The 20,298-nt window shown below is 72.6% G+C and carries 17 protein-coding genes; 5 read left to right on the top strand and 12 right to left on the bottom strand.

Annotated features, from left to right (window positions below; all coding sequences use genetic code 11):
* Positions 1-532: 532 nt before the first annotated feature.
* From ACZ5Y0_RS12465 to ACZ5Y0_RS12450, 4 genes are all read right to left on the bottom strand, one after another.
* Positions 533-1,039, bottom strand: a complete 507-nt coding sequence (locus tag ACZ5Y0_RS12465) for an ATP-binding protein (protein ID WP_469128871.1) — start codon at positions 1,037-1,039, stop codon at positions 533-535.
* Positions 1,040-1,558: 519 nt separating this feature from the next.
* Positions 1,559-2,479 (bottom strand): acyl-CoA dehydrogenase family protein, encoded by a 921-nt coding sequence (locus tag ACZ5Y0_RS12460; RefSeq protein ID WP_469128608.1) that lies wholly within the window; start codon positions 2,477-2,479, stop codon positions 1,559-1,561.
* A 1-nt stretch (position 2,480) separates the two neighbouring features.
* Positions 2,481-3,614: an acyl-CoA dehydrogenase family protein gene (locus tag ACZ5Y0_RS12455; RefSeq protein ID WP_469128607.1), complete on the bottom strand. Its 1,134-nt coding sequence runs from the start codon at positions 3,612-3,614 to the stop codon at positions 2,481-2,483.
* Positions 3,614-4,807 (bottom strand): amidohydrolase family protein, encoded by a 1,194-nt coding sequence (locus tag ACZ5Y0_RS12450; RefSeq protein ID WP_469128606.1) that lies wholly within the window; start codon positions 4,805-4,807, stop codon positions 3,614-3,616. The genes ACZ5Y0_RS12455 and ACZ5Y0_RS12450 overlap by 1 nt, the downstream gene beginning before the upstream one ends.
* Positions 4,808-4,963: 156 nt before the next feature.
* On the opposite strand from ACZ5Y0_RS12450, the gene ACZ5Y0_RS12445 reads away from it, so the two are divergent.
* Positions 4,964-6,472, top strand: coding sequence for a class I adenylate-forming enzyme family protein (locus tag ACZ5Y0_RS12445; protein ID WP_469128605.1), 1,509 nt, complete (start codon positions 4,964-4,966; stop codon positions 6,470-6,472).
* A gap of 254 nt (positions 6,473-6,726) precedes the next feature.
* Here the strand turns inward: ACZ5Y0_RS12445 and ACZ5Y0_RS12440 are convergent, their stop codons facing one another.
* On the bottom strand, positions 6,727-7,239 hold the full coding sequence (locus ACZ5Y0_RS12440; RefSeq protein WP_469128604.1) for an EF-hand domain-containing protein: 513 nt from the start codon (positions 7,237-7,239) through the stop codon (positions 6,727-6,729).
* 194 nt (positions 7,240-7,433) lie between these two features.
* Complete coding sequence (locus ACZ5Y0_RS12435; RefSeq protein WP_469128870.1) at positions 7,434-7,814, bottom strand: STAS domain-containing protein; 381 nt, start codon at positions 7,812-7,814, stop codon at positions 7,434-7,436.
* A 419-nt stretch (positions 7,815-8,233) separates the two neighbouring features.
* On the opposite strand from ACZ5Y0_RS12435, the gene ACZ5Y0_RS12430 reads away from it, so the two are divergent.
* Together ACZ5Y0_RS12430 and ACZ5Y0_RS12425 are read left to right on the top strand one after the other, a co-directional pair.
* Entirely contained in the window at positions 8,234-8,818 is a 585-nt protein-coding gene (locus tag ACZ5Y0_RS12430; RefSeq protein WP_469128603.1) for a sigma-70 family RNA polymerase sigma factor, read from the top strand.
* Positions 8,815-10,164 (top strand): zf-HC2 domain-containing protein, encoded by a 1,350-nt coding sequence (locus ACZ5Y0_RS12425; protein WP_469128602.1) that lies wholly within the window; start codon positions 8,815-8,817, stop codon positions 10,162-10,164. The genes ACZ5Y0_RS12430 and ACZ5Y0_RS12425 overlap by 4 nt, the downstream gene beginning before the upstream one ends.
* A 26-nt stretch (positions 10,165-10,190) precedes the next feature.
* Here ACZ5Y0_RS12425 and purU read toward each other — a convergent pair whose 3' ends face one another.
* Together purU and ACZ5Y0_RS12415 are read right to left on the bottom strand one after the other, a co-directional pair.
* Entirely contained in the window at positions 10,191-11,075 is an 885-nt protein-coding gene (purU, locus tag ACZ5Y0_RS12420; RefSeq protein ID WP_469128601.1) for a formyltetrahydrofolate deformylase, read from the bottom strand.
* 121 nt (positions 11,076-11,196) lie between these two features.
* Positions 11,197-11,697 carry an SCO4402 family protein gene (locus ACZ5Y0_RS12415; RefSeq protein ID WP_469128600.1) on the bottom strand — a complete coding sequence of 167 codons (501 nt, stop codon included), beginning with the start codon at positions 11,695-11,697 and terminating at the stop codon, positions 11,197-11,199.
* Between the two features lie 118 nt (positions 11,698-11,815).
* Here ACZ5Y0_RS12415 and ACZ5Y0_RS12410 point away from each other — a divergent pair, with 118 nt between their 5' ends.
* Complete coding sequence (locus ACZ5Y0_RS12410; protein WP_469128599.1) at positions 11,816-13,144, top strand: ABC transporter substrate-binding protein; 1,329 nt, start codon at positions 11,816-11,818, stop codon at positions 13,142-13,144.
* A gap of 57 nt (positions 13,145-13,201) precedes the next feature.
* On the opposite strand, the gene ACZ5Y0_RS12405 is transcribed toward ACZ5Y0_RS12410, so the two are convergent.
* The gene (locus ACZ5Y0_RS12405; protein ID WP_469128598.1) at positions 13,202-14,836 is read right to left on the bottom strand and encodes a hypothetical protein; all 1,635 of its coding nucleotides are present in this window, start codon (positions 14,834-14,836) and stop codon (positions 13,202-13,204) included.
* A gap of 199 nt (positions 14,837-15,035) precedes the next feature.
* The gene (locus ACZ5Y0_RS12400; protein ID WP_469128597.1) at positions 15,036-16,421 is read right to left on the bottom strand and encodes a transcriptional regulator; all 1,386 of its coding nucleotides are present in this window, start codon (positions 16,419-16,421) and stop codon (positions 15,036-15,038) included.
* 288 nt (positions 16,422-16,709) lie between these two features.
* On the opposite strand from ACZ5Y0_RS12400, the gene ACZ5Y0_RS12395 reads away from it, so the two are divergent.
* A complete protein-coding gene (locus ACZ5Y0_RS12395; RefSeq protein ID WP_469128596.1) occupies positions 16,710-17,384 on the top strand; it encodes a bifunctional DNA primase/polymerase in 675 nt (224 codons plus the stop codon).
* Positions 17,385-17,934: 550 nt separating this feature from the next.
* On the opposite strand, the gene ACZ5Y0_RS12390 is transcribed toward ACZ5Y0_RS12395, so the two are convergent.
* Together ACZ5Y0_RS12390 and ACZ5Y0_RS12385 are read right to left on the bottom strand one after the other, a co-directional pair.
* On the bottom strand, positions 17,935-18,870 hold the full coding sequence (locus ACZ5Y0_RS12390) for an alpha/beta fold hydrolase (RefSeq protein WP_469128595.1): 936 nt from the start codon (positions 18,868-18,870) through the stop codon (positions 17,935-17,937).
* A 528-nt stretch (positions 18,871-19,398) separates the two neighbouring features.
* Positions 19,399-20,091 (bottom strand): metal-dependent transcriptional regulator, encoded by a 693-nt coding sequence (locus ACZ5Y0_RS12385; protein ID WP_469128594.1) that lies wholly within the window; start codon positions 20,089-20,091, stop codon positions 19,399-19,401.
* Between the last annotated feature and the right edge of the window lie 207 nt (positions 20,092-20,298).

Below are 20,298 nucleotides of genomic sequence, written 5' to 3'. Positions count from 1 at the left end.
GGCCAACGGGTCGAAGGATGACGCCGGATGGCGGCGCGCCGCTGCCCGCCCCGAGCACGGCACCGCGCGCCACCATCCGACTCGGCGTACCCGCCCCGGTCTCCCCCGGCCCTGAGGGACCCGACGCCGAATCACGACCCGCACTCGGCGAGGACTCCCGTCACCGGAATCCTCGTCGTCCCCTCGCGGCGAATCGCTGACCACAAGCGTGATCAAATGGACACCCGTCGTCAACACCCGATCGGGGATTTGTGACTTGCGCCCCATTTGTCATGGGCGCGCACGGAAGCACACCCAGGCGCACCGCCACCCGGCCCGGCCGGACCGACAGCGCTTTCTGCATCCATGCCCCGAGCCTCCCGCACCGTCCGGCACCCGGTACGACCATGCGCCGTGACGGACACGCCTCGTCACGTCACGCCCGCCCGGTCCCGCCTCGCCGCACCGCGCCCGTCACATCGTGCCCGTCACGTCATGCTCCCCCATGTCATGGCCCGCCATGTCATGGCCCGTCAGGTCGTGCCGCGCGACATCAGACGGCTTCGTACGCGAACCCGCCGTAGACCGGCTCCTGGAAGGCCGCGACACCACCGTCGGCCATACCGCCGCGGTCAGCCGTCCTTCCGCGGTCCGCGCTCTCGACCGGGCGGGTGCAGCGGTCGAGTTCGCACCAGATGCGCTTGCCGGGGCCCTCGACGCTCCAGCCCCAGCGGTCCGCGAGGCCGTCCACGAGGGCCAGCCCACGGCCACCCGTCGCCTCGTCGCCCACACAGCGAGGCACGGGCGCCCTGGTGCTGCTGTCGGCCACCTCCAGCCGGACGGTGGCCTCCCCGACGGCGGCGCCGCCCGGCAGGAAGAGCCGCAGCACGGCCGGACAGCCGGTGTGCACCACGGCGTTGGTGACCAGCTCGGAGACGAGCAGGATCAGCGTCTCGGCGAGGGGCTCGTCGGCCTCTATCCCGGACCCGGCGAGACGCGAACGGGCCCACCGCCGGGCGCGACCCACTTCAGCGGGGTCGGGCCGGATCTCCAACTGCACCTGAAGCACCTGCACCGCTCACACCATCCGAACCGGCGGACACATGGCCGCGCGCCACGTGAGCCACGCAAGCCACGTGAGCACCATGACGACGAGGGCCACGATCGTAGCCATTTTCCGCATGACCAGAACAACGGCCAGAGGCGGAGTGACGGAACGTGATTCCCTTACGAGACAGCTTGGTTGACCTAGAGTCACCTCAACAAGCGCTTCGGGCATATTCCAGCGCGAAGGAGTACGCGTGCGGCATACTGTGCGACGCTCGTTGCGGGGAGTCGAACAGGCCATGCTCCCGCGCCCGTCCGGCCTGCGAGCAGGGGCGCGCACCGTCGCATCCGGCACTGCCCGGGGGGCACCACCGGCACGGCTCGCGCTCGTAGCCACTCGCATCCCACAGAAGGTACCGGAGCGACTCCCCGACTCCGGCCCGTGACGGGTCACGCCTCGGCCACAACCGTATTTCACTCTCCGTGACCAGTCGGTGCCACGATCATCGACACAGCTCCCGGCCGGGGCCCATCACCGCAGGCAGGTGCCCTCGGAGCCCGTCGCGGACAGCAGCTCGCCCGCCAACAGTTCCTCACTCGGCGTATCGCCCCCCGAACGCCGCGTGCGCACCCATGCTCGCTTCAGCAGCAGGTGCACCTCCGCCTCCCAGGTGAACCCCATCCCGCCGTACACCTGAAGACAGTCGCGCGCACCCCGTACGGCGGCCTCGTCGGCGAGGAGCCGGGCCGCCGCGATGTCGGCGGGGTCGGCGGTGACGGCGGCGGCGTAGACGGCGGCACGCGCCACCTCCACCCGCACCAGCAGGTCCGCGCACAGATGCTTGACGGCCTGGAAGGCCCCGATCGACTGTCCGAACTGCTGCCGGGTCCGGGCGTGTTGCACGGCCAGCTCGCACGCTCGCGTGGCGCCGCCGAGCTGTTCGGAGGCGGTGAGAAGAACGGCGACGGGGTCGGGGGTGACGTCCGAGACAGCGGGCTGCGCGGGGACCCGGTGCAACGGCGTGAGCGGATCCACCGACCGCACCGCCACCGCGCCCGGCTCGCCCACCGGCCCCCCCACCACCACGTCCGCCTCCGCCAGCCACTCCACCAAACCCCCGTCGACGGCCGTCACCACGGTCGCGCCGCTCGCGGCGCCCGGAACGCTCCCCGCCGCGAGGTGCGTGGCGATCAGCGGGCCGGGCAGCAGTGCGCGCCCCGCCTCCTCGAACGCCAACGCCGCCTCCGGCAGGCCGAGTCCGACTCCGCCCTCCGACTCCGGCAGCCGCAGCGCGAAGAACCCGGCCTCGCCGAGCGCCCGCCACAGGGTCCGGTCGAGCACGGCCGGCCGGCCGGCGGCAGCCCTCAGGCCGTCGGGCCCGAAGCGGCGCGCGAGCACCCCCCGCACCCCGTCCCGCAGGGCCCGCTGGTCCCCGCTCAGTTGGAAACGCACGTCATCGTCCCTTCGGCAGCCCCAGGATCCGTTCGCCCACGATGTTCCGCTGGATCTGCGAGGTCCCGGCCGCGATGGTGTACGACAGGGAGGTCAGGCGGTCGAGCACCCAGGGCCGGTCGAGGTCGAGGGCCGCGTCGCCGAGGACGTCGGCGGCGGAGTCGTACAGGTCCTGGCGTGCCTGCGCGTACCTCAGTTTGAAGACGGAACCCCCGAGGCCCGGCACTCCCCCGGAGGCCTCCGCCGCGCTCACGTTCCACTGCGTGAGCCGCCACAGGGCACGGAACTCGGCGTTGAGCCTGCCGAGCCGCCGGCGCAGCGCCGGGTCGTCCCAGCGGCCGCTGTGCCGGGCCTCGCGGGCGAGTTCGCCGAGCACCCGCCGGCAGGCGACCACCTCGCCCGCGAACGCCGTGCCGCGCTCGAAGGACAGCGTCACCATCGTCACCCGCCAGCCGTCGTTCTCGGCCCCGACGCGGTGCGTGACCGGCACCCGCACCTCGTCGAGGAACACCTCGGCGAACTCGGTGGACCCGGCGAGCGTCCGCAGCGGCCGTACGGTGATGCCGGGGGCGTCCATGGGCATGGCGAGCCAGGTGATCCCTCGGTGCCGGGGCGCCTCCGGGTCGGTGCGCACCAGCAGTTCGCACCAGTCGGCGACCTCGGCGTGCGAGGTCCAGATCTTGGCGCCGCTGACCACGTAGTGGTCGCCGTCGCGCCTCGCGCGCGTGCGCAGTGCCGCGAGGTCGGATCCGGCGCCGGGCTCGCTGAAGCCCTGGCACCAGACCTCCTCGCCGCGCAGGATCGGCGGCAGCCAGCGGTCCCGCTGCGCGTCCGTGCCCTCGGCGGCGACGGTCGGCCCGGCGTGCAGCAGTCCGACGAAGTTGGCGCCCACATAGGGTGCGCCCGCCCTCTCCGTCTCCTCCAGGAAGATCAGCCGCAGGCCCGGCGGGGCGTCCCAGTGGACGTGCCCGTACCCGGCGTCGTAGAGCATCCGCTGCCAGCCGAGGTCGTACGTCCTGCGCCCCGGCCAGTCGGCGGGGGACGGCCTCGGCGGGAGGGTGGGGAGCGCCCTGGCCAGCCACTCCCGCAGCCCGGCCCGGAAGCCGGCCTCCTCGGCGCTGTCCGCGAGATCCATCAGCGGTCGAGGTCGAGGCCGAGCATGCGGATGGCGTTGCCGCGCATCAGCTTGTGGACGGTCTCGTCGTCGAGGCCCTCGACGTGGTCGAGGGCGACCTCCTTGGTGTGCGGGAAGGTCGAGTCGACGTGCGGGTAGTCGGTCTCGAAGGTGGCGTTGTCCCGCCCGACGACGTCCAGCGACGCCACCCCGTGCTTGTCGCGGAAGAAGCAGCAGAAGATCTGCCGGTAGTAGTACGTCGACGGCGGCTCCGGGACCAGACCGCGCACCCCGCCCCAGGCGCGGTGCTCCTCCCAGACGTCGTCGGCGCGTTCCAGGGCGTACGGGATCCAGCCCATCTGGCCCTCCGAGTAGGCCAGCTTGAGCGCCGGAAACTTCACCAGCACCCCGCTGAACAGGAAGTCCATCATCGACGCCATCGCGTTGTTGAAGCTGAGCGAGGCCTGGACGGCGGGCGGGGCGTCCGGGGAGGCGGCCGGCATCTGGGACGAGGACCCGATGTGCATGTTGACGACCGTGCCGGTCTCCTGGCAGACCGCGAAGAACGGGTCCCAGTAACCGGAGTGGATGGACGGAAGGCCCAGGTGGGTGGGTATCTCGGAGAAGGTCACCGCGCGCACCCCGCGGGCGGCGTTGCGCCGGATCTCCGCGACCGCCAGGCCCACGTCCCACAGCGGGATGAGGCAGAGCGGGATGAGCCGGCCGGCGCTGTCGCCGCACCACTCCTCGACCATCCAGTCGTTGTAGGCGCGCACGCAGGCGAGGGCGACCTCCTTGTCGTGCGCCTCGGCGAAGGTCTGCCCGCAGAAGCGGGGGAAGGTCGGGAAGCACAGGGAGCCCTCGACATGGTTGAGGTCCATGTCCTTCAGCCGCTCCGCCGGATCCCAGCACCCGGGCCGCATCTCCGCCCGCGTGATGCCCTCCAGGGTCATCTCGTCGCGGTCGAAGCCGACGGCGGCGATGTTGCGCTTGTACGGGAACTGAAGGTCCTCGTAGATCCACCAATCGGTGGGCGGGCCGTCCGGGTCCATCGTGATCCGGTACTTGCCGCCGACGTAGGCCAGCTCGCCGATGCCCGCGGTGAGCGGTTTCGGCCCGCGGTCGCGGTACTTGTGGGGCAGCCAGGTCTCGAAGAGGTGTGCGGGCTCGATGACGTGGTCGTCGACGCTGATGATGCGGGGCAGTTCGGTCATGGGTCCCCTCCGCCGGGCCGACACGATCCGCTTTTCTGACGATGCGTCAGATTAGCTCTGCGGGCAGGCTAGCCCCGCACCCCTGGACCGACAAGGCACCCGGCCCTACGCTTCGCCCACTGTCTGACTGTCCGTCAGCACATTCAGGGGGTAGCCGTGACCGACACCGCCCACGCCCTGAGCGCGTCCCGCACCCTCTGGGACCTGCTCGACCGCCGCGCCGCCCTCACCCCCGACCGTCCCGTCCTCCTCCAGGGCGACCGAGCCCTGACCTTCGGCGCCCTGCGCGACCGCGCCGAACGCACCGCGGCGGGCCTGTACGACATGGGCGTACGCCCCGGCACGGTCGTCGCCTGGCAGCTCCCCACCCGCCTGGAGACGGCCGTCCTGTCCTTCGCCCTGGCCCGCCTGGGCGCCGTCCAGACCCCCGTCATCCCCTTCTACCGGGACCGCGAGGTGGGCTTCGCGCTGCGCGAGTCCAAGGCGGAGTTCTTCGCCGTACCGGGCGTCTGGCGCGGCTTCGACCACACCGGGATGGCCCGGCGGCTCGGCGCCAGGGGCGTCTTCGAGGCGTACGACGACCTGCCCGACGGCGACCCGGCGGCACTTCCCGCCCCACCCTCCGAGGGCACCTCCGTGCGCTGGATCTACTGGACGTCGGGCACGACCTCCGACCCCAAGGGCGTCCTGCACACCGACCGCTCCCTGATCGCGGGCGGCTCCTGCCTGGCCCACGCACTGCGCCTCTCGGCGGCCGACGTCGGCTCGATGGCCTTCCCCTACGCCCACATCGCCGGCCCCGACTACACCGTGATGCTGCTCCTGTACGGCTTCCCGGCGGTGATGTTCGAGCACTTCGCCCTGCCCGACGCGCTCACCGAGTACCGTCGGCACGGCGTGACGGTGGCGGGCGGCTCGACGGCGTTCTACTCGATGTTCCTGGCGCAACAGCGCAGGCGACCGGGCGTCCCCTTGATCCCGACCCTCCGCCTGCTCGCGGGCGGCGGAGCCCCCAAGCCCCCCGAGCTGTACCACGCGGTGGTCCGCGAGATGGGCGTACAGCTCACCCACGGCTACGGCATGACCGAGGTGCCGATGATCACCATGGGCTCCCCCGACGACACGGCGGACGACCTGGCGACGACCGAGGGCCGTCCCCCGCGGGGCATGGAGATACGGATCGTGGACGGCGAGGTACGCCTGCGCGGAGAGGCGGTCTGCCAGGGCTACCTGGACCCGGCCCGCACGGCGGATGCCTTCGACCCGTCCGGCTTCCTCCGCACCGGCGACCTGGGCCACGTCACCGACACCGGCCACCTGGTCCTCACCGGCCGCCTGAAGGACGTGATCATCCGCAAGGGCGAGAACATCTCGGCGAAGGAGATAGAGGACCTCCTCCACACCCACCCCGCGGTGGCGGACGTGGCCGTCATCGGCCTCCCCGACCCGGAACGGGGCGAGCGGGTGTGCGCGGTGGTGGAGCCGTCGGAAGGCGCTGGACGACTGACCCTGGAGACGATGAGGTCGCACCTGCGCGCGGCCGGCCTGTCGGTGCACAAGCTGCCGGAACAACTGGAGGTGGTGGAGGCACTGCCACGGAACGAGACGCTGAGGAAGGTGCTGAAGTACAGGCTCCGGGAGAGATACGCGGGGACGGGGGGTTGAGGGACGGGGGGTTGAGGGACGGCTGGGCCTGTGGGGGTGCGGGGGGTGTCCGCGGGGAGGGGTGCGGGGAGGGGTGCCGGGACGGCAGTCCCGCGAGGGGCGCGGGGACGGCAGCACCCGCGGGCAGGGATGCGGGGACGGCAGTCCCCGCCGGGGTCCGGGGCGGAGCCCCGTGACGGTCCCCTCCCAACTGACCGACTGGGGCGGGTGGGTGGGCGAGGACGGGGTCCGGGGCGGAGCCCCGCGACGTCCACCTACTCCAGCACGGTGAAGTAGCGGGCGAACGCCGGCACGACCTCCGCCTCCCCCACCTCCCCGTCCGCGTCCGCGTCCAGTACGGCCGCGGCCCTGCGGGCGACTTCCTCACTCGCGCCGAGTGCCTTCAGCACCCGCACCGTGTCGTCGACCGTGGCCCGCCCGTCTCCGTCGGCGTCCGCGATGGCGAGCGCCGCGTGCAGAAACGGCCTGGCGATCTCGCCGAACCGTTCGGGATTGTCACGGAGTCGCTTGACCGCCCCGCCGACGAACTCGTCGCGGGTGATGCGCTGGTCCCCGTCCCGGTCGGCGATCCCGGCCATGCCCTGCCAGAACGCCTCGGCACCGGCGTACAGTGCCTGCCCCCGCTCGGACCGGGCCGGCACACCGAACTCGGCGAGCACGGCCTTCGCCGCCGAGGCGAAGTCCACGCGGTCGATGTAGCCGTTGCCGTCCTGGTCGAAGGTGGCGAACCGGGCGGCGATCCTGCGCTCGTACTCGCTGCTCACCATGTCTCTGGCCGCCTTACGTCATCACGTCGGGTGTGGGTGTGGGTGCGGGTGTCCGCAGGGGAGCGTACGACGCCGGCGACCCCGGGACGGCGGGAAGGCGACTCCTGTGCCAAGACCGGGGGAATTCCGGTACGCGGGTGTGGCCGATGTGGCGGAAACCGTGACGCGGTTCACCGGAGCCGGCTCGCGGCTCCCTAGGCCGTCAGCGGTTCGGTGTCCTCGTCCACGGCCTCGGTGACATCGCCGTAGACGTCGAACAGCCGACGTACGCCCAGCGCGCCCAGGACCCGGTTGACGTGGGAGTCGTCGACGGCGCCGCGCGCCGGCAGGATCAGTCGCAGGCGTCCCTGGCAGGAGCGGATCAGCCGTCGGCAGGCGATGAGGACGCCGACCCCGCTGGAGTCGCAGAAGTGCACCCCGGAGAGGTCCAGGACGAGACTGTGGCGGCCCTCGGCCACCTCGTCGTGGACCCGTTGACGCAGCACGGGCGACGTCACGAGGTCCAGCTCGCCCGAAACGCGGAGCACGGCCCATCCGCCTTGCTCACCGCCGGTCACGTTGAAAGCCACCACCACGCCCTTCATCCGCCCGAACGGAAGCTGTCCCTTCGCTTCCTCGCAGCGCGGCTGCCCAGCGGCCGTTCCCCGAAACTCCGAGCAAAAAACAGTCAATAAGAGAAAGAGGCTTGTTCTGGTCGCTTTCAGTCCTGTTCGATCCCACCAGATCAGGCTTCGATTAATCTTGTTCTGAACCGATCTGACGCGGTCCCACCTGATCTCACCTGATCCAACCCCATCCAGCCTGACCCGGACCATGGCGGGTAGATGCCCGGAGGGACGCCTTTACCACCCCCGGAGGGCGGGGGGCGCACATTGCGCCAAAGGGGCGTGCGTCCTCGGACGTGCCGACTACATTCGAGATGACGCAGCACGCAGGCTGGACAGCGACAGGCCCCGGTGGGGGCGCCGGGCACGGGCAGGGCCGAGGGGGCCGCATGGCGAAGAAGGACGCACCGCCCCGCTGGGACCGCGAGATGCAGCAGCGACTCGCGCGTGGGGAGGCAGCCGCCCTCGGTGAGCTGTATGACCGGTTCGCCTCGCTGGTGCACGGCCTCGCCCACCGCGTGCTCGGAGACGAGCGGGCCGCCGACGGCGTCACCCGCGAGGTCTTCGCGCATGTGTGGGAGCACCCGGACTCCTACGACCCCCGGCAGGGCCCCCTGCGCACCTGGGTCGCCGCCCTGACCCACCGTCTGGCCGTGCAGCGGCTGCGCGCCACGGAAACCGCGGCGCTCGTGCCGGGTGGCTCCGGCAGCACCGAGGAACTGGAGAAGAAGGTCCGCCACGCCTCGGTCGCCGCCCGCGCCGACTACATCGTCCAGTCGATGCCGACCCCGCTGCGCGCCGCACTGGAACTGGCGTACTTCCAGCGCCGCGACTACCGCCAGACCGCCGTCGACCTCGGGGTCACCGAGGACGAGGCCCGTCGCCGGCTCCGCCTCGGCCTGCAACTGCTCTCCACGGCTCACGACGCCGCCGCCCCCGGCGCCCCGCCCGGACGCTACGGGGGTGCGGCATGACCGACGATCACTTCGACGACTGCCCCCGTGAGCAGGAGGGTGAGCACGGCCGCGAGGACCGCAACAAGCGCGCCACGGTCACTCCCGAGGACACCGAGGCCGGCCGCATTCCCCTGTCCCGCACCCCGGCGGGGGACGGTGAACTCCCCCTGCCCGCCCCGCAACCCGTCGCCCCCGCGGCCCTCCGCCTGGAACACCCGGTGCTCAAGGCGCTGTTGGGAGCCTGGGCGCTGGCCGCCTGCTCGGCCGAGGAGACCGCAGCCGTCGAGGAACACCTCGGTGACTGCGGAGCCTGCGCCGACGAGGCACGGCGACTGCGGGAGGCGGTCGGCCTGCTCCAGCGGCCCCACAGCCTGGACCTGGATCCGGGCCTGCGCACCCGCGTCCTGGAGAGCTGCCTGGAGCGGCGCCCGCCTCACATCCCGGTGCCGGACTGGGCGATGGCGTACGACGCGGAGACCGCGCGGCTGGACGCGCTGCTCCAGGACTTCGGGGACGCCGAGTGGCACGCACCCGTGCGGCTGCGCTGGTTCCGCGGCAAGGACGCCACCAGCCGCCGTACGACCGTCGCCGGTGTCATCGCCCACCTGATCGCGGTCGACGGCCTGGTCGCCATCGCCCTCGGGCTCGACGATCCGCTGGGTCCGGTCACGGGCGCCCCCGCGGGCAAGCCGGCGGGATCGCCCGCCGAGCGGACGGAGGCGTTCTGGGAGGCCTCGCACTTCCCGCCGACGCGGTCGGTGCGCGGGCCCTGGCGAGAACAGACCCATGCGGTCGTCCGCACGGCGTCCTTCACCGGTGGGGGTACCTCCCGCGCGGGAGAACCCGAGCGTGGGGGAGGCCCCGGCACCCTTCCCGTGCCGTACGGCGACTTCGAACTGCCGCTGCGGGACGCGCTGGTGGACCGGGCCTTCGAGTGCTGGGTGCACGCCGTGGACATCGCCGAGGCCGTCGACTACCCCTACGACCCGCCCGCGCCGCGCCACCTGCGCGGCATGGTCGACCTGGCCGCCCGGATGCTGCCGGCCGTCCTCGCCGAACGCCGCCGCACCGGACTCGCCGGGCCGGGCGACCGCCGGCACCTGGTGCCCGCGGGCCGGCCCGGCCGCAGCCTGCGCCTGGAGATCGAGGGACGGGGCGGCGGTGAGTGGCTCATCCCCCTCGACTCGCCGGCCGCGGTGGGCTCAGCCGACCACGAGGTGGCCCATGTGGCTCTGGACGACGTGGAGTTCTGCCGCCTCGCGGCGGGCCATGTCTCCCCGGAGGAGGCGGCCGCGGGCCAGGTGGGCGACCGGGCGGCCATCAGCGACGTACTGTCCGCGGCGGCGTCCCTGAGCCGGATGTAGGAGTCACCCCTGGGAGGCGGGGCCGCCTACGCGAAGACGACCGTCCGCCGCCCGTTCAGCAGGATCCGTCGCTCCGCGTGCCACTTCACGGCTCGCGCCAGCGCCTGGCACTCCACGTCCCGCCCGACGGCCACGAGCTGGTCCGGCGTGACGTCGTGCCCGACCCGCTCGACCTCCTGCTCGATGATGGGCCCCTCGTCGAGGTCGGCCGTCACATAGTGCGCCGTCGCGCCGATCAGCTTCACACCCCGCGCGTGCGCCTGGTGGTACGGCTTGGCGCCCTTGAAGCTCGGCAGGAACGAGTGGTGGATGTTGATGATCTTGCCGCTGAGCTGCTTGCACAGGTCGTCGGAGAGCACCTGCATGTAGCGGGCCAGCACGACCAGCTCGACGCTCTCCTCGCGGACGATCTCCAGCAGCCGCGCCTCCGCCTCCGCCTTGTTCTCCTTCGTCACCGCGATGTGGTGGAAGGGGATGCCGTACGAACCCACCAGCTCGGCGAAGTCGGTGTGGTTGGACACCACGGCCGCGATCTCCACCGGCAGCGCGCCGGTCCGGGCGCGGAACAGCAGGTCGTTCAGGCAGTGGCCGAACTTGCTGACCATCAGGACGATGCGCATCTTCTCGTCGGCCCGGTTGATCTGCCAGTCCATGTGGAAGGAGTCGCCGATCGCCGCGAAGCTCGCGCGCAGCTTGTCCACCGTCACCGGCGACTCCGCCGAGAAGTGGACGCGCATGAAGAACAGTCCCGTGTCGTGGTCGCCGAACTGCTGGCTGTCCTCGATGTTGCAGCCGGTCATGAACAGGTAGCTCGACACGGCGTGCACGATGCCCTGCTTGTCGGGGCAGGACAGCGTGAGGACGTACTGGTCGGCGAGGCTCGCCGTGGCGCGGGTGGACTGCTCACTCATGCAGCACAGGGTCTCATGACAGGTCGTTGCCGCAGGAACTCCGTCCGCAGGACGGAATCCACTGCGGGCCGCCCCGCGTCACTCCGCCCCGCGTCACTCCGTCCCCGTCACGCCGTCCCCGTCACGCCGTCCTCGTCATGATCCGCAGCACCTCGAGCGTGCGCGGCGGGGTGTCCGGCTCCTCCCCGTCGGCCACCGCCAGGCGCACGTGGGCGTCGCGCGCCGCCCGTACCGCGTCCGGCCAGCCCTCGTGGTTGACGTACGCGGAGACCGGGGCGTCCGGCCCGACCTGGTGCATGATCCGCAGGACGCGCAGTACCGCGGTGTCGACGAGCGCGGCCTCCTGCGAGTCGCGGAAGATCGTGCCGACGTACTTCTCGGCGGACCAGTTGTCGAGCCAGGTGTCCTCCACCAGGCGGTACACGGCGTCGGTGACGTCCCCGTATCCGTCGGCGCCGGCCAGCCAGACGTCCCGCTGGAACACCGGATCGGAGAGCATGTGCAGCGCGGAGCGCACATTGCTGCGCCAGCGCCACCACGGCATGTCGTTGAGTGGCATGCCGCCCATGGTGGAGGAGCGACGGCCGCGACGGGAAGAGTTCTCCGAACCTTGCACGGTCATCGATCGTACGTTTCCCCGTCCCGCGGGCCTCACGAGCCCCCGCAATTCACCTCCGCGTCACCTCGTGTCGACCGTCAGTCACTCCGAGGTTGGTGCGCTCACGGAATCGTGCGTGGACATGACCGGCAGGCAGCGCACGCGAAGCACCTTCCTCCCCGGGTTCCTCCGTCCCACCAGGCCTTTCAGATCCGCCGCCCTGTCGGCGGGCGCCCTGGTGACCTGTGCCTCGCTCGCCGCCGGCTGCGGGCTCGTCCCCGGGGCCACGGGGGGCTCCGGGGACGACTCCATCGTCGTCATGACCTGGGCGCCCGAGGGCACCGCGGCCACCAACAAACCCGGCATGCCCGCCTTCGCCCGCGCCTACGCCCGGTGGGTGAACGCCGACGGCGGGCTCGACGGCCGCAAGCTCGAGGTCCTGACCTGCAACGACCACAACGACGCCGTGGGCGCCGCCAAGTGCGCCCGGCGGGCGGTCAAGGCGAACGCGGTAGCCGTCATCGGCTCCTACAGCCAGCACTCCGAGTCCTTCCTCCCGCACCTGGAGGGCGCCGGCATCCCCTACATCGGCGGCTACGGCGTCACCGGCGCCGAGTTCACCAGCCCGCTCTCCTACCCCGTCAACGGCGGCCAGCCGGCCCTGCTGGCGGGTCTCGGCAAGGAACTCGCCGCCGACTGCGGCCGCGTCGTCCTCGTACGTCCCGACACCATCGCCGGCGACGCCCTGCCCCCCATGCTCGACGCCGGCCTCACCACGGGCGGGCACGACAAGGCCGTGGACCAGCTGGCCGCGGAGGACGCCACCGAGTACTCGGCCCAGGCGGTCGCCTCCCTGAAGGAGGCGACCGCCGCGGACCGGACCGGCGAAGCCGACAACGGGTGCGTCGTCCCCGCGCTCGGCGACCGCACCGGCACCTTCATGGACTCCTTCCGGCGCGCCCGCGAGGACTACCCCGACGTGAGCACCGCCACCGTCCTCGGCAGCGTCGACCAGACGGTCGTCAACTCCACCGGCGGCGCCTCCAGCGCCTTCGAGGGGGCGTACTTCACCGGCTGGTACCCGGTGGCGAGCGACCCGCGCTGGGACCCCATGAAGAAGGTGATCAGCGAGAGCGCCTTCTCCGACACCCGGATCGACCCGACGGACACGGGCGTGCAGACCACCTGGATCGCCTACACCGTGTTCAGGAAGGTCGTGGAGTCGCTCGGCGGCGGCGCGGTGACCGCCGACACCGTCACCGGCGCCCTCGACGACGGCCTGAGGATCAGCACGGGCGGGCTCACGCCGACCCTGCGCTGGGAGTTCACCGACCAGCTCGCCTCGATCGGATTCCCGCGCCTGGTCAATGCCGACGTGACCCTCCAGACCGTCCGGCAGGGCCGGCTGGCGGCGGCCCGGGAGGGCTTCGTCGACGTCACCGGGACGCTGGAGAACGCGGACGTCCACTGAGACCGACGCGGGTCGAGCCGACGCGGGCCCGGCCGACGCGGGTCGGGCCCCTCGGGGTCACAGCTGCGTCGGCTGCCGCTCGGTCAGTCCGTACGTCTTCGCGATCGCGTTCCACAGCTTGGCGGCCTTCGCCTTCTGGGCAGTGGCCGTGCCGCTCGCGCGGTTGGCCTCCTGCGTCTGGCCCGTGCTGCGGGCCTGGCCCTTCTTGCAGAGCTTGCCCTTCTCGGCGGCCACCTGGTCGGCCCAGGCCGCGTAGTGGTTGTCGGCGGAGGCGGAGGCCTGCCAGGCCTTGGTGAGCGCGGTGGTCAGCGCGGCGTGGTCCGGCAGCTGGTCGACGGTCAGGCCGGACAGCTCGGTCACCAGGCCGGTGCGCTGCTTCGCCGCGTCCCGCAGGTCGGCGGCGGCCTCGGCGAGGCTGTCGCACCTCTTCACGTCGGCCACCGCGCTGATGACGGTCGCCCGGCTGCTGCCGCTGTCCGCGAGCAGCTTGTCCAGGGCGATCGCCTGCTGCTCGGCGGCGTCGGCGGACGCCGAGGGCGAGCCCTCGGTGGCGGGCGTCGAGGCGGCGACGGTCTTGTCGTCGTCGCCCTGGTCGTCACCGCCCCCACCGGAGAGCAGCGCGCCCGCGCCGACCCCGACGACGACGAGGGCCACGCCGATCGCCGCGAACAACGGCATCCGTGAGCCGCTACGGCCGCCGCCCGCCCTGTGGTCGTCGTCGTCCCGCATCGCGCGCCGGCCGCCGGAGCCGCCGCCGGGCGGGGTGTAGGAGGGCTGGGCGTGGGCGGCGGGGCGGGCGCCGTAGCCGGGGGGCTCGGGCTCGGAGAAGCGCGGCATCTGCTGCGTGGACCCGGCCGGCCCGTCGTCGGCGGGGCCGCTGCGGAAGAGATTGTCGAACTCGGGGGGCGGCTGCCTCTCGCCGGCGCCGTACGGGCTCTCGCCGGTCACGGGCGGGATGTACTGGGTGGCGTCGGCGTCGGTGTGGGAGCCGTGCTGCCCGCCGTGGGTGGGCAGCGGTCCCGGACCGTCGGGCTGGGCGCGGCCCAGGAAATGGGTGGACTCCGACGGGGACTCGGGCGGCAGGGCTCCCGACGCGACGGGCGGCAGGTACTGCGTCGCGCCCTCGTCCACGGGCGCGGGTCCGGGCGCGGGGACGGGCGGCAGGTACTGCGTCGCGCCCTCGTCCACGGGCGCGGGGACGGGGGGTATGTACTGGGTGGCGCCGTCGGCCATGGGCGGCAGCGGCGCGGCGGGCACGCCGTGGCCGTACGTCGACGGGGCGGGGGCGCCCTCGGGCGGCAGCGGGCCGGCGCCCTGACCGTGCCCGGACTGCGGGGCGGCGCGCCACGCCTCGGGGCCCATGGGCTGGGGGGTGTCCCACTGCCGGTCCCCGTCCCACTGCGGCTGGGCCGCCGGGGGCGGCCAGGCCTGCCCCTGCTGCCGGCCCGGCTGCTGGTCCTGCTGCTGTTCGGGACCCCAGGGCCCGCCCCAGGTCTGCCCATCGGCCGGCGGGCCCGTCGACGGCGGGGGCTGCTGGTCGTACTGCTGCTGCCCGCGCCGCCCGGCGTAGGGATCCTGCCGCGGGCCGTGCGTCGTGCCCGGCAGCAGGGGTTCCCCGCCGTCGGAGGGCAGCACGATGCCTTCGCGCGCGGTCCGCGCCGAGGGCTCCTCGCCCTGTCCACTCTGCGTCACCGGGACTCCTACTGATGGGGGACCTTCGGAATCGTCGGCTCACGCTACCGGGTTCGCGGAACCCCGTGCCACGCAGCTCAGGTCATGATCTCCCTCCCGTGCGACGGGTGACGGAACCGGAGCGCCGTGCGCTGTATACGCACTGGTCGTGCGAAGGCGGGTCGTTCGCCGGCCGTTCACGCCACGGCGCCCCGGTTGTTCACGCGGCGGTCTGGAGATCCAGTCGCGCCCCGAACTCCCTGACCACGGGCTCCTCCCGGAACGGCTCCAGCCGCTGCTGGAGGTCCTCCAGGTACTCGGCGCCCCGGTTGGAGCGGAGCGTCTCCAGCAACTCCACTGCTTTGAGGCCGGTGTTGCAGGCCTGCTCGACCTCACGTTGCTGCACCTGCGCCGTGGCCAACAGCACATAGCCGATGGCCCGCCTGCGGGCCCGGCTCTCCGGATGCCCGGCCAGCGACTGCTGCGCGCACCGGGCCGCCGCCTCGGCCTGCCCGAGGTCGCGGTGACAGTGGGCCAACTCGTCGGCCAGATAGGCCTCGTCGAAGTGAGCGATCCACGCCGGGTCGTCCCCTGCCGCCGGATCGGCCCCCTCCAGCACCGACACGGCCCGCCCGGACGCCACCTGCGCCGCCCGAACGTCGCCCATGAGGGCGTGCCCGCGGGCCTCGGCGGCGTGGAACATGGCCTCCGCGCGCGGTGTCACCCGCCCCCTCGCGCCCTCCTGTGCCGCCCGCGCCAACTGGGCGATCTCGCGCGGGTTTCCGAGCTGGGCGGCGAGATGGCTCATGGAGGCGGCGAGCACGTAGCCGCCGTAGCCGCGGTCGCCCGCGGCCTGGGCGAGGCGCAGGGCCTGGATGTAGTACCGCTGGGCGAGGCCGGGCTGGCCGGTGTCGACGGCCATGTATCCCGCCAGTTCGGTCAGCCGGGCCACGGAGGCGAAGAGTTCGCGCCCCACCGCCTCCCGGTACGAGCCGGCGAGCAGGCCGGAGACGACGCTGTTGAGGTAGTGCACGACGACCGGGCGCACGTGCCCGCTGCCGTACTGGTGGTCAAGTTCGACCAGCGCCTGGGTCATCGCCTTCACGGCCGCCACGTCGGACGGGCCCACCCGTGGGCCCGCCGTGCGCGCCACCTGCGCGTCGGGCGAGGAGATCAGCCAGTCACGGCTGGGTTCGACCAGCGCGGAGGCGGCCACGGACGATCCCGAGAGGAAGTCCCGGCGGCCCACGTCACTGCGCCACAGCTCGCAGACCTGCTCGATGGCCCCCAGCACCGTCGGCGAGAACTGGAGACCGACACCCGACGCGAGGTTCTTGCCGTTGGCCATGCCGATCTCGTCGATCGTGACCGTACGGCCGAGTTTGCGGCCCAGGGCCTCGGCGATGATCGCCGGGGCGCGGCCCCGCGGCTGCTGTCCGCGCAGCCAACGGGCCACGGACGTCTTGTCGTAGCGCAGGTCGAGACCGTGCTCCGCGCCGCACATGTTCACGCGGCGGGCGAGCCCGGCGTTCGAACATCCCGCTTCCTGGATGAGCGCCTGCAACCGTTCGTTCGGCTGCCGCGCGACGAGAGGCCTTGCGGCCATGGGCACTACCCCCTGTGGCTGCGGTGCCTTGCCCGCGCACCGAGTTGATGTGTCTTCCACCGAAAAGCTCCGGCCGTGAAGATCAATGCCCCGCGGATACGACGAGAATGCGAGACATGCGAGGATTGCCTGGGTAAAGGCGGAAGCCGCCCCCAAGCGTGCCTACCCGCTGCCGCGCTCCTTCCTCGCGCGCGCCCCCACCGATGCACCCGTGCGCCCCGGACGCGGAATCGATGCTCCTCCCCCGCGCACGTGGGCGGCCCGTAACCCCCGGTGACACCCGGAGTTGTGTTCATCGTGGAAGAGACCATCGCGGGCGCCCAGGCCACCCAGATCCCGAAGCAGCGCGGGGAATCGCTGCCGGAGATTGCCGTTCGTTACGCCGAGGAACGTCACTGGGACGTCTTCCCCGGCACGTGGCTGGAAGCCGTCGACGGGGTGCAGCGCTGCTCCTGCGGCGACCCGGCGTGCCCGGCGCCCGGGGCGCACCCGTCCCGGCCCGACTGGGCGACGCAGGCGACGGGCGGCGCGACCGCAGCGCGGCGCATGTGGCAGTCGCAGCCGCACGCGTCGATCCTGCTGCCGACCGGGCGCACCTTCGACGCGATCTCCGTGCCGGAGACGGCGGGGTTCCTGGCGCTGGCGCGGATGGAGCGGATGGAGTTGACGCTGGGTCCTGTCACGCTGGCGCCGAACCGGCGGATGCACTTCTTCGTTCTTCCCGGGGCTGCGGTCAAGGTGGCGGACCTGGTCGGCGGGTTGGGGTGGACGCTGTCGTCCATCGATCTCGTCGCGCTGGGCGAGGGGGCGTACGTGGCGGCGCCGCCGACCCGGTTCGGGTCGCGCGGTGCCGTGCAGTGGGCCCGCCGTCCCACGCCTGCGAATCGCTGGCTGCCGGATGCGGAGGAGTTGGTCTCCCCGTTGGCGTACGCCTGCGGGAGGGATCGGAAAGGCGCCCGCTGACACGCCGCGCCCCTCTTCGGGCACGGTGCCCCGGCGTACGGTCCAGCCACGACGTCCGTGCGCGGCGCGGCTGGTGATGCTGCCGCCGCTGCGGCCCCGGCCGCTGGTGCGGGCGCCGGCGGCGGCCTCGCTGGTGGCAGCGGGCCGCTGTTGCCACCGTGGCGATGCCGGCGGGCTCGGTGGACAACAGTGGCCCGCCGCGCCCGTCGCCTGGACCTCGCTCCGTTTCCCGTACCCCACCCCACGTCCCGCGCAGGGCTGCCGGCCCGTGGCCCCCGGTCGGGCGGGACCGGCGTGGATCGCGGTCTGCGGCGGCATGGTCACCGCCACCCTGCCGTGCGCCCTGGTCGGCGCGCCGTGGCGATCTGGCCGCGTGTCGGCGCGGGGGCGACCGCTGGGGTGTGACACCGCTGCCTTGGGGGGCGGCCCGCGGAGCCGCGGTCACGGCGCGGGCCCGCGCCTCGCCCCCTGCGTACGGCGGCCCGCCTGGCGGAGGGTTTGACCGCGGTGAACGAGGGCCGACGGCGCCTGCCGGCCCTCGGCGGCCCGCTCACCGCGCCAGCACGCCGTCCAGGAACGGCTCGATCGCCGTCCGCCACCCCTCCGGCTGGTCGTAGTGGACGAGATGCCCGGCGTCGGCCACCTCCGCGTACTCCCCGCGTGGCAGCACCCGCACCATCTCCTGCGCCTCCGCGCGCCCCAGTTCGCCGTCCAGGCCGCGGACGACCAGGGTGGGGCAGCGGACCTGGGTGAGTTCCTCCCAGTGGGCGTCGTAGACCCAGGTCTCGCGGGACTTCAGCATCTGCTCGGGTTCGAAGACGGGGCGCCAGCCGTCGGGGGACTCCTGCATCACCTCGGCGTAGAACTCCCCGCGCGCGGGGTTGGGCCGCTCCACCCAGGGATCGTCCTCGCCGAACCATGTGCGGACGTCGGCGAGGGTCGCGAAGGGAACGGGCCAGGACTTGAACCAGTCGGCCCACTCGCGCTGCGAGGCCGCGCCGAGCGCGGAGGCCCGCATGTCGCAGATGATCACGCCGGAGACCAGGTCGGGGCGCTTGGCGGCGAGTTGCCAGGCGGTCAGGGCGCCCATGGCGTGCCCCACCAGGACGGCGGGGGCGAGGCCGAGCTGTTCGAGTGCGGCCTCGGCGTCCTCGACGTACGCCTCACGGGTGAAGGCGGCTCGCGGCGGCTTGTCGCTCTGGCCGTGGCCCCGCTGGTCGAGGGCGACCGCACGGTGCCGCTCGGAGAGCCAGCGGGCGGTGGACGCCCAGTGCGAGGCGCGGCCCATCAGACCGTGCAGTAACAGCACACCGGTGGTGCGCTCGGGTGCCGCCGGCCCGGAGCGCGCCCCGCTCTCTCCGGTCGACTGCGCCGGAATCATCGCTTCCGACCGGTTGTCCGTCGGGTCCTCCTTGGGCGGATCGCCGAACTCCCAGGCCGCCAGGCGTACGCCGCCGGCCCCGGTCACGTCGATGCGTCGCGCCATAGGTCCTGGCACCCCCTCGCTCCGCTCGGACCCCTCGCTCCCGCTCGAGCCGGCCGGTCCGGTCACGCGTCGTGTCTGCCGTCGTACCGCCGCCGGCACTTCACGGGCAGGCTATCGAATGCCCATTCGAAAACACCCATTTCGGCGAGCAACACCCCTCGTTCGAGTGACCACGCTCAAGGAATGATCGCCGCCGCCCAGGGGAGACCTTCATCAGGAGGCGGACCGCTCGGGGAAACCGGTCCGAGGGGAATGACCTTGAGAGCTCGGGGCTCCAGGTCAGAACAGGGGAGGACAGGCCCCGGCGCCGCGAGGCGCCGGGGCCCTCCCATGGTCCGCGACGCTTCATCCCGCCCCCTCAGGTCGTGTGCCTCACGCGACAGCCTGGCACGCGCGACGCCCGAGCGCTGCGATTCGACACAGGGAACCACCGATTCGGCGAGATCGACAGGACGCGCCAACCGACCCGGCGACCCCTTGAGTTGAACAGCGCTCAGCATGTGGCCCGGCGCCCGCTCGCCGGTTCGTTCACGGCTTGGCGACGAACACGTGGGAGGCGACGTCCGTCTCCAGCTCGGCCGCCTCACCGCCGCTGCCGACCAGCACACCGCCGGCCGACTCCGTCACGCTCACCACCGAGCCCGGCTGCACACCCGCCCGCCGCAGCGTGTACATCAGCTGCGCGTCCGTCTGGATCGGCTCGCCGATGCGGCGTACGACGACCGTCTTGCCCTCCACGCCCGGGTCCAGGTCGGCCAGCGACACCATGCCCTCGTCCAAAAAGGGGTCGGCGATGTCCTTCTCGCCCAGCTCCTCCAGGCCCGGGATGGGGTTGCCGTACGGCGACTCCGTGGGGTGGCGCAGCAGTTCGAGGACCCTGCGCTCGACGGCCTCGCTCATCACGTGCTCCCAGCGGCACGCCTCCGCGTGGACCTGCTCCCACTCCAGGCCGATCACGTCGACGAGGAGACACTCGGCCAGGCGGTGCTTGCGCATCACGCGCGTGGCGAGGCGGCGGCCCTCGTCCGTCAGCTCCAGGTGCCGGTCGCTGGCCACGGAGACCAGGCCGTCCCGCTCCATGCGGGCCACCGTCTGGCTGACCGTCGGCCCGCTCTGGTCGAGCCGCTCGGCGATCCGGGCGCGCATGGGGACCACACCTTCCTCCTCCAGCTCGAGGATGGTGCGGAGATACATCTCCGTGGTGTCGATCAGTCCGGACATACGTGCCCCTCGATGAGATTGCCGGAGGCTGGACGGCTCTCCGGCTCGTGCGCTGGCCCTGGCCCTGGCCTCAATTCTGCCGGATACCACTGACAAGCGTGCCGCGCCGCCGGAACGAGGGGGTCACGGCGGGTTCGAGGCCGGATCCCGGCAGGTCGGCCCCGGACGGCCCGCCGACGGCGCCGGACACCGATGACGCCTTCGATG

The sequence above is a fragment of the Streptomyces sp. NPDC033216 genome (assembly GCF_055577115.1).
This window is presented reverse-complemented; position numbering and strand designations above follow the sequence as displayed.

Excerpts from the sequence above, each read along its gene's own strand:
- ACZ5Y0_RS12455 (WP_469128607.1), bottom strand. The coding sequence starts at position 3,614 with ATGGATCTCGCGGACAGCGCCGAGGAGGCCGGCTTCCGGGCCGGGCTG.
- ACZ5Y0_RS12450 (WP_469128606.1), bottom strand. The coding sequence starts at position 4,807 with ATGACCGAACTGCCCCGCATCATCAGCGTCGACGACCACGTCATCGAG.
- ACZ5Y0_RS12440 (WP_469128604.1), bottom strand. The coding sequence starts at position 7,239 with ATGGTGAGCAGCGAGTACGAGCGCAGGATCGCCGCCCGGTTCGCCACC.
- ACZ5Y0_RS12430 (WP_469128603.1), top strand. The coding sequence starts at position 8,234 with ATGGCGAAGAAGGACGCACCGCCCCGCTGGGACCGCGAGATGCAGCAG.
- ACZ5Y0_RS12425 (WP_469128602.1), top strand. The coding sequence starts at position 8,815 with ATGACCGACGATCACTTCGACGACTGCCCCCGTGAGCAGGAGGGTGAG.
- purU (WP_469128601.1), bottom strand. The coding sequence starts at position 11,075 with ATGAGTGAGCAGTCCACCCGCGCCACGGCGAGCCTCGCCGACCAGTAC.
- ACZ5Y0_RS12415 (WP_469128600.1), bottom strand. The coding sequence starts at position 11,697 with ATGACCGTGCAAGGTTCGGAGAACTCTTCCCGTCGCGGCCGTCGCTCC.
- ACZ5Y0_RS12410 (WP_469128599.1), top strand. The coding sequence starts at position 11,816 with ATGACCGGCAGGCAGCGCACGCGAAGCACCTTCCTCCCCGGGTTCCTC.
- ACZ5Y0_RS12400 (WP_469128597.1), bottom strand. The coding sequence starts at position 16,421 with ATGGCCGCAAGGCCTCTCGTCGCGCGGCAGCCGAACGAACGGTTGCAG.
- ACZ5Y0_RS12390 (WP_469128595.1), bottom strand. The coding sequence starts at position 18,870 with ATGGCGCGACGCATCGACGTGACCGGGGCCGGCGGCGTACGCCTGGCG.
- ACZ5Y0_RS12385 (WP_469128594.1), bottom strand. The coding sequence starts at position 20,091 with ATGTCCGGACTGATCGACACCACGGAGATGTATCTCCGCACCATCCTC.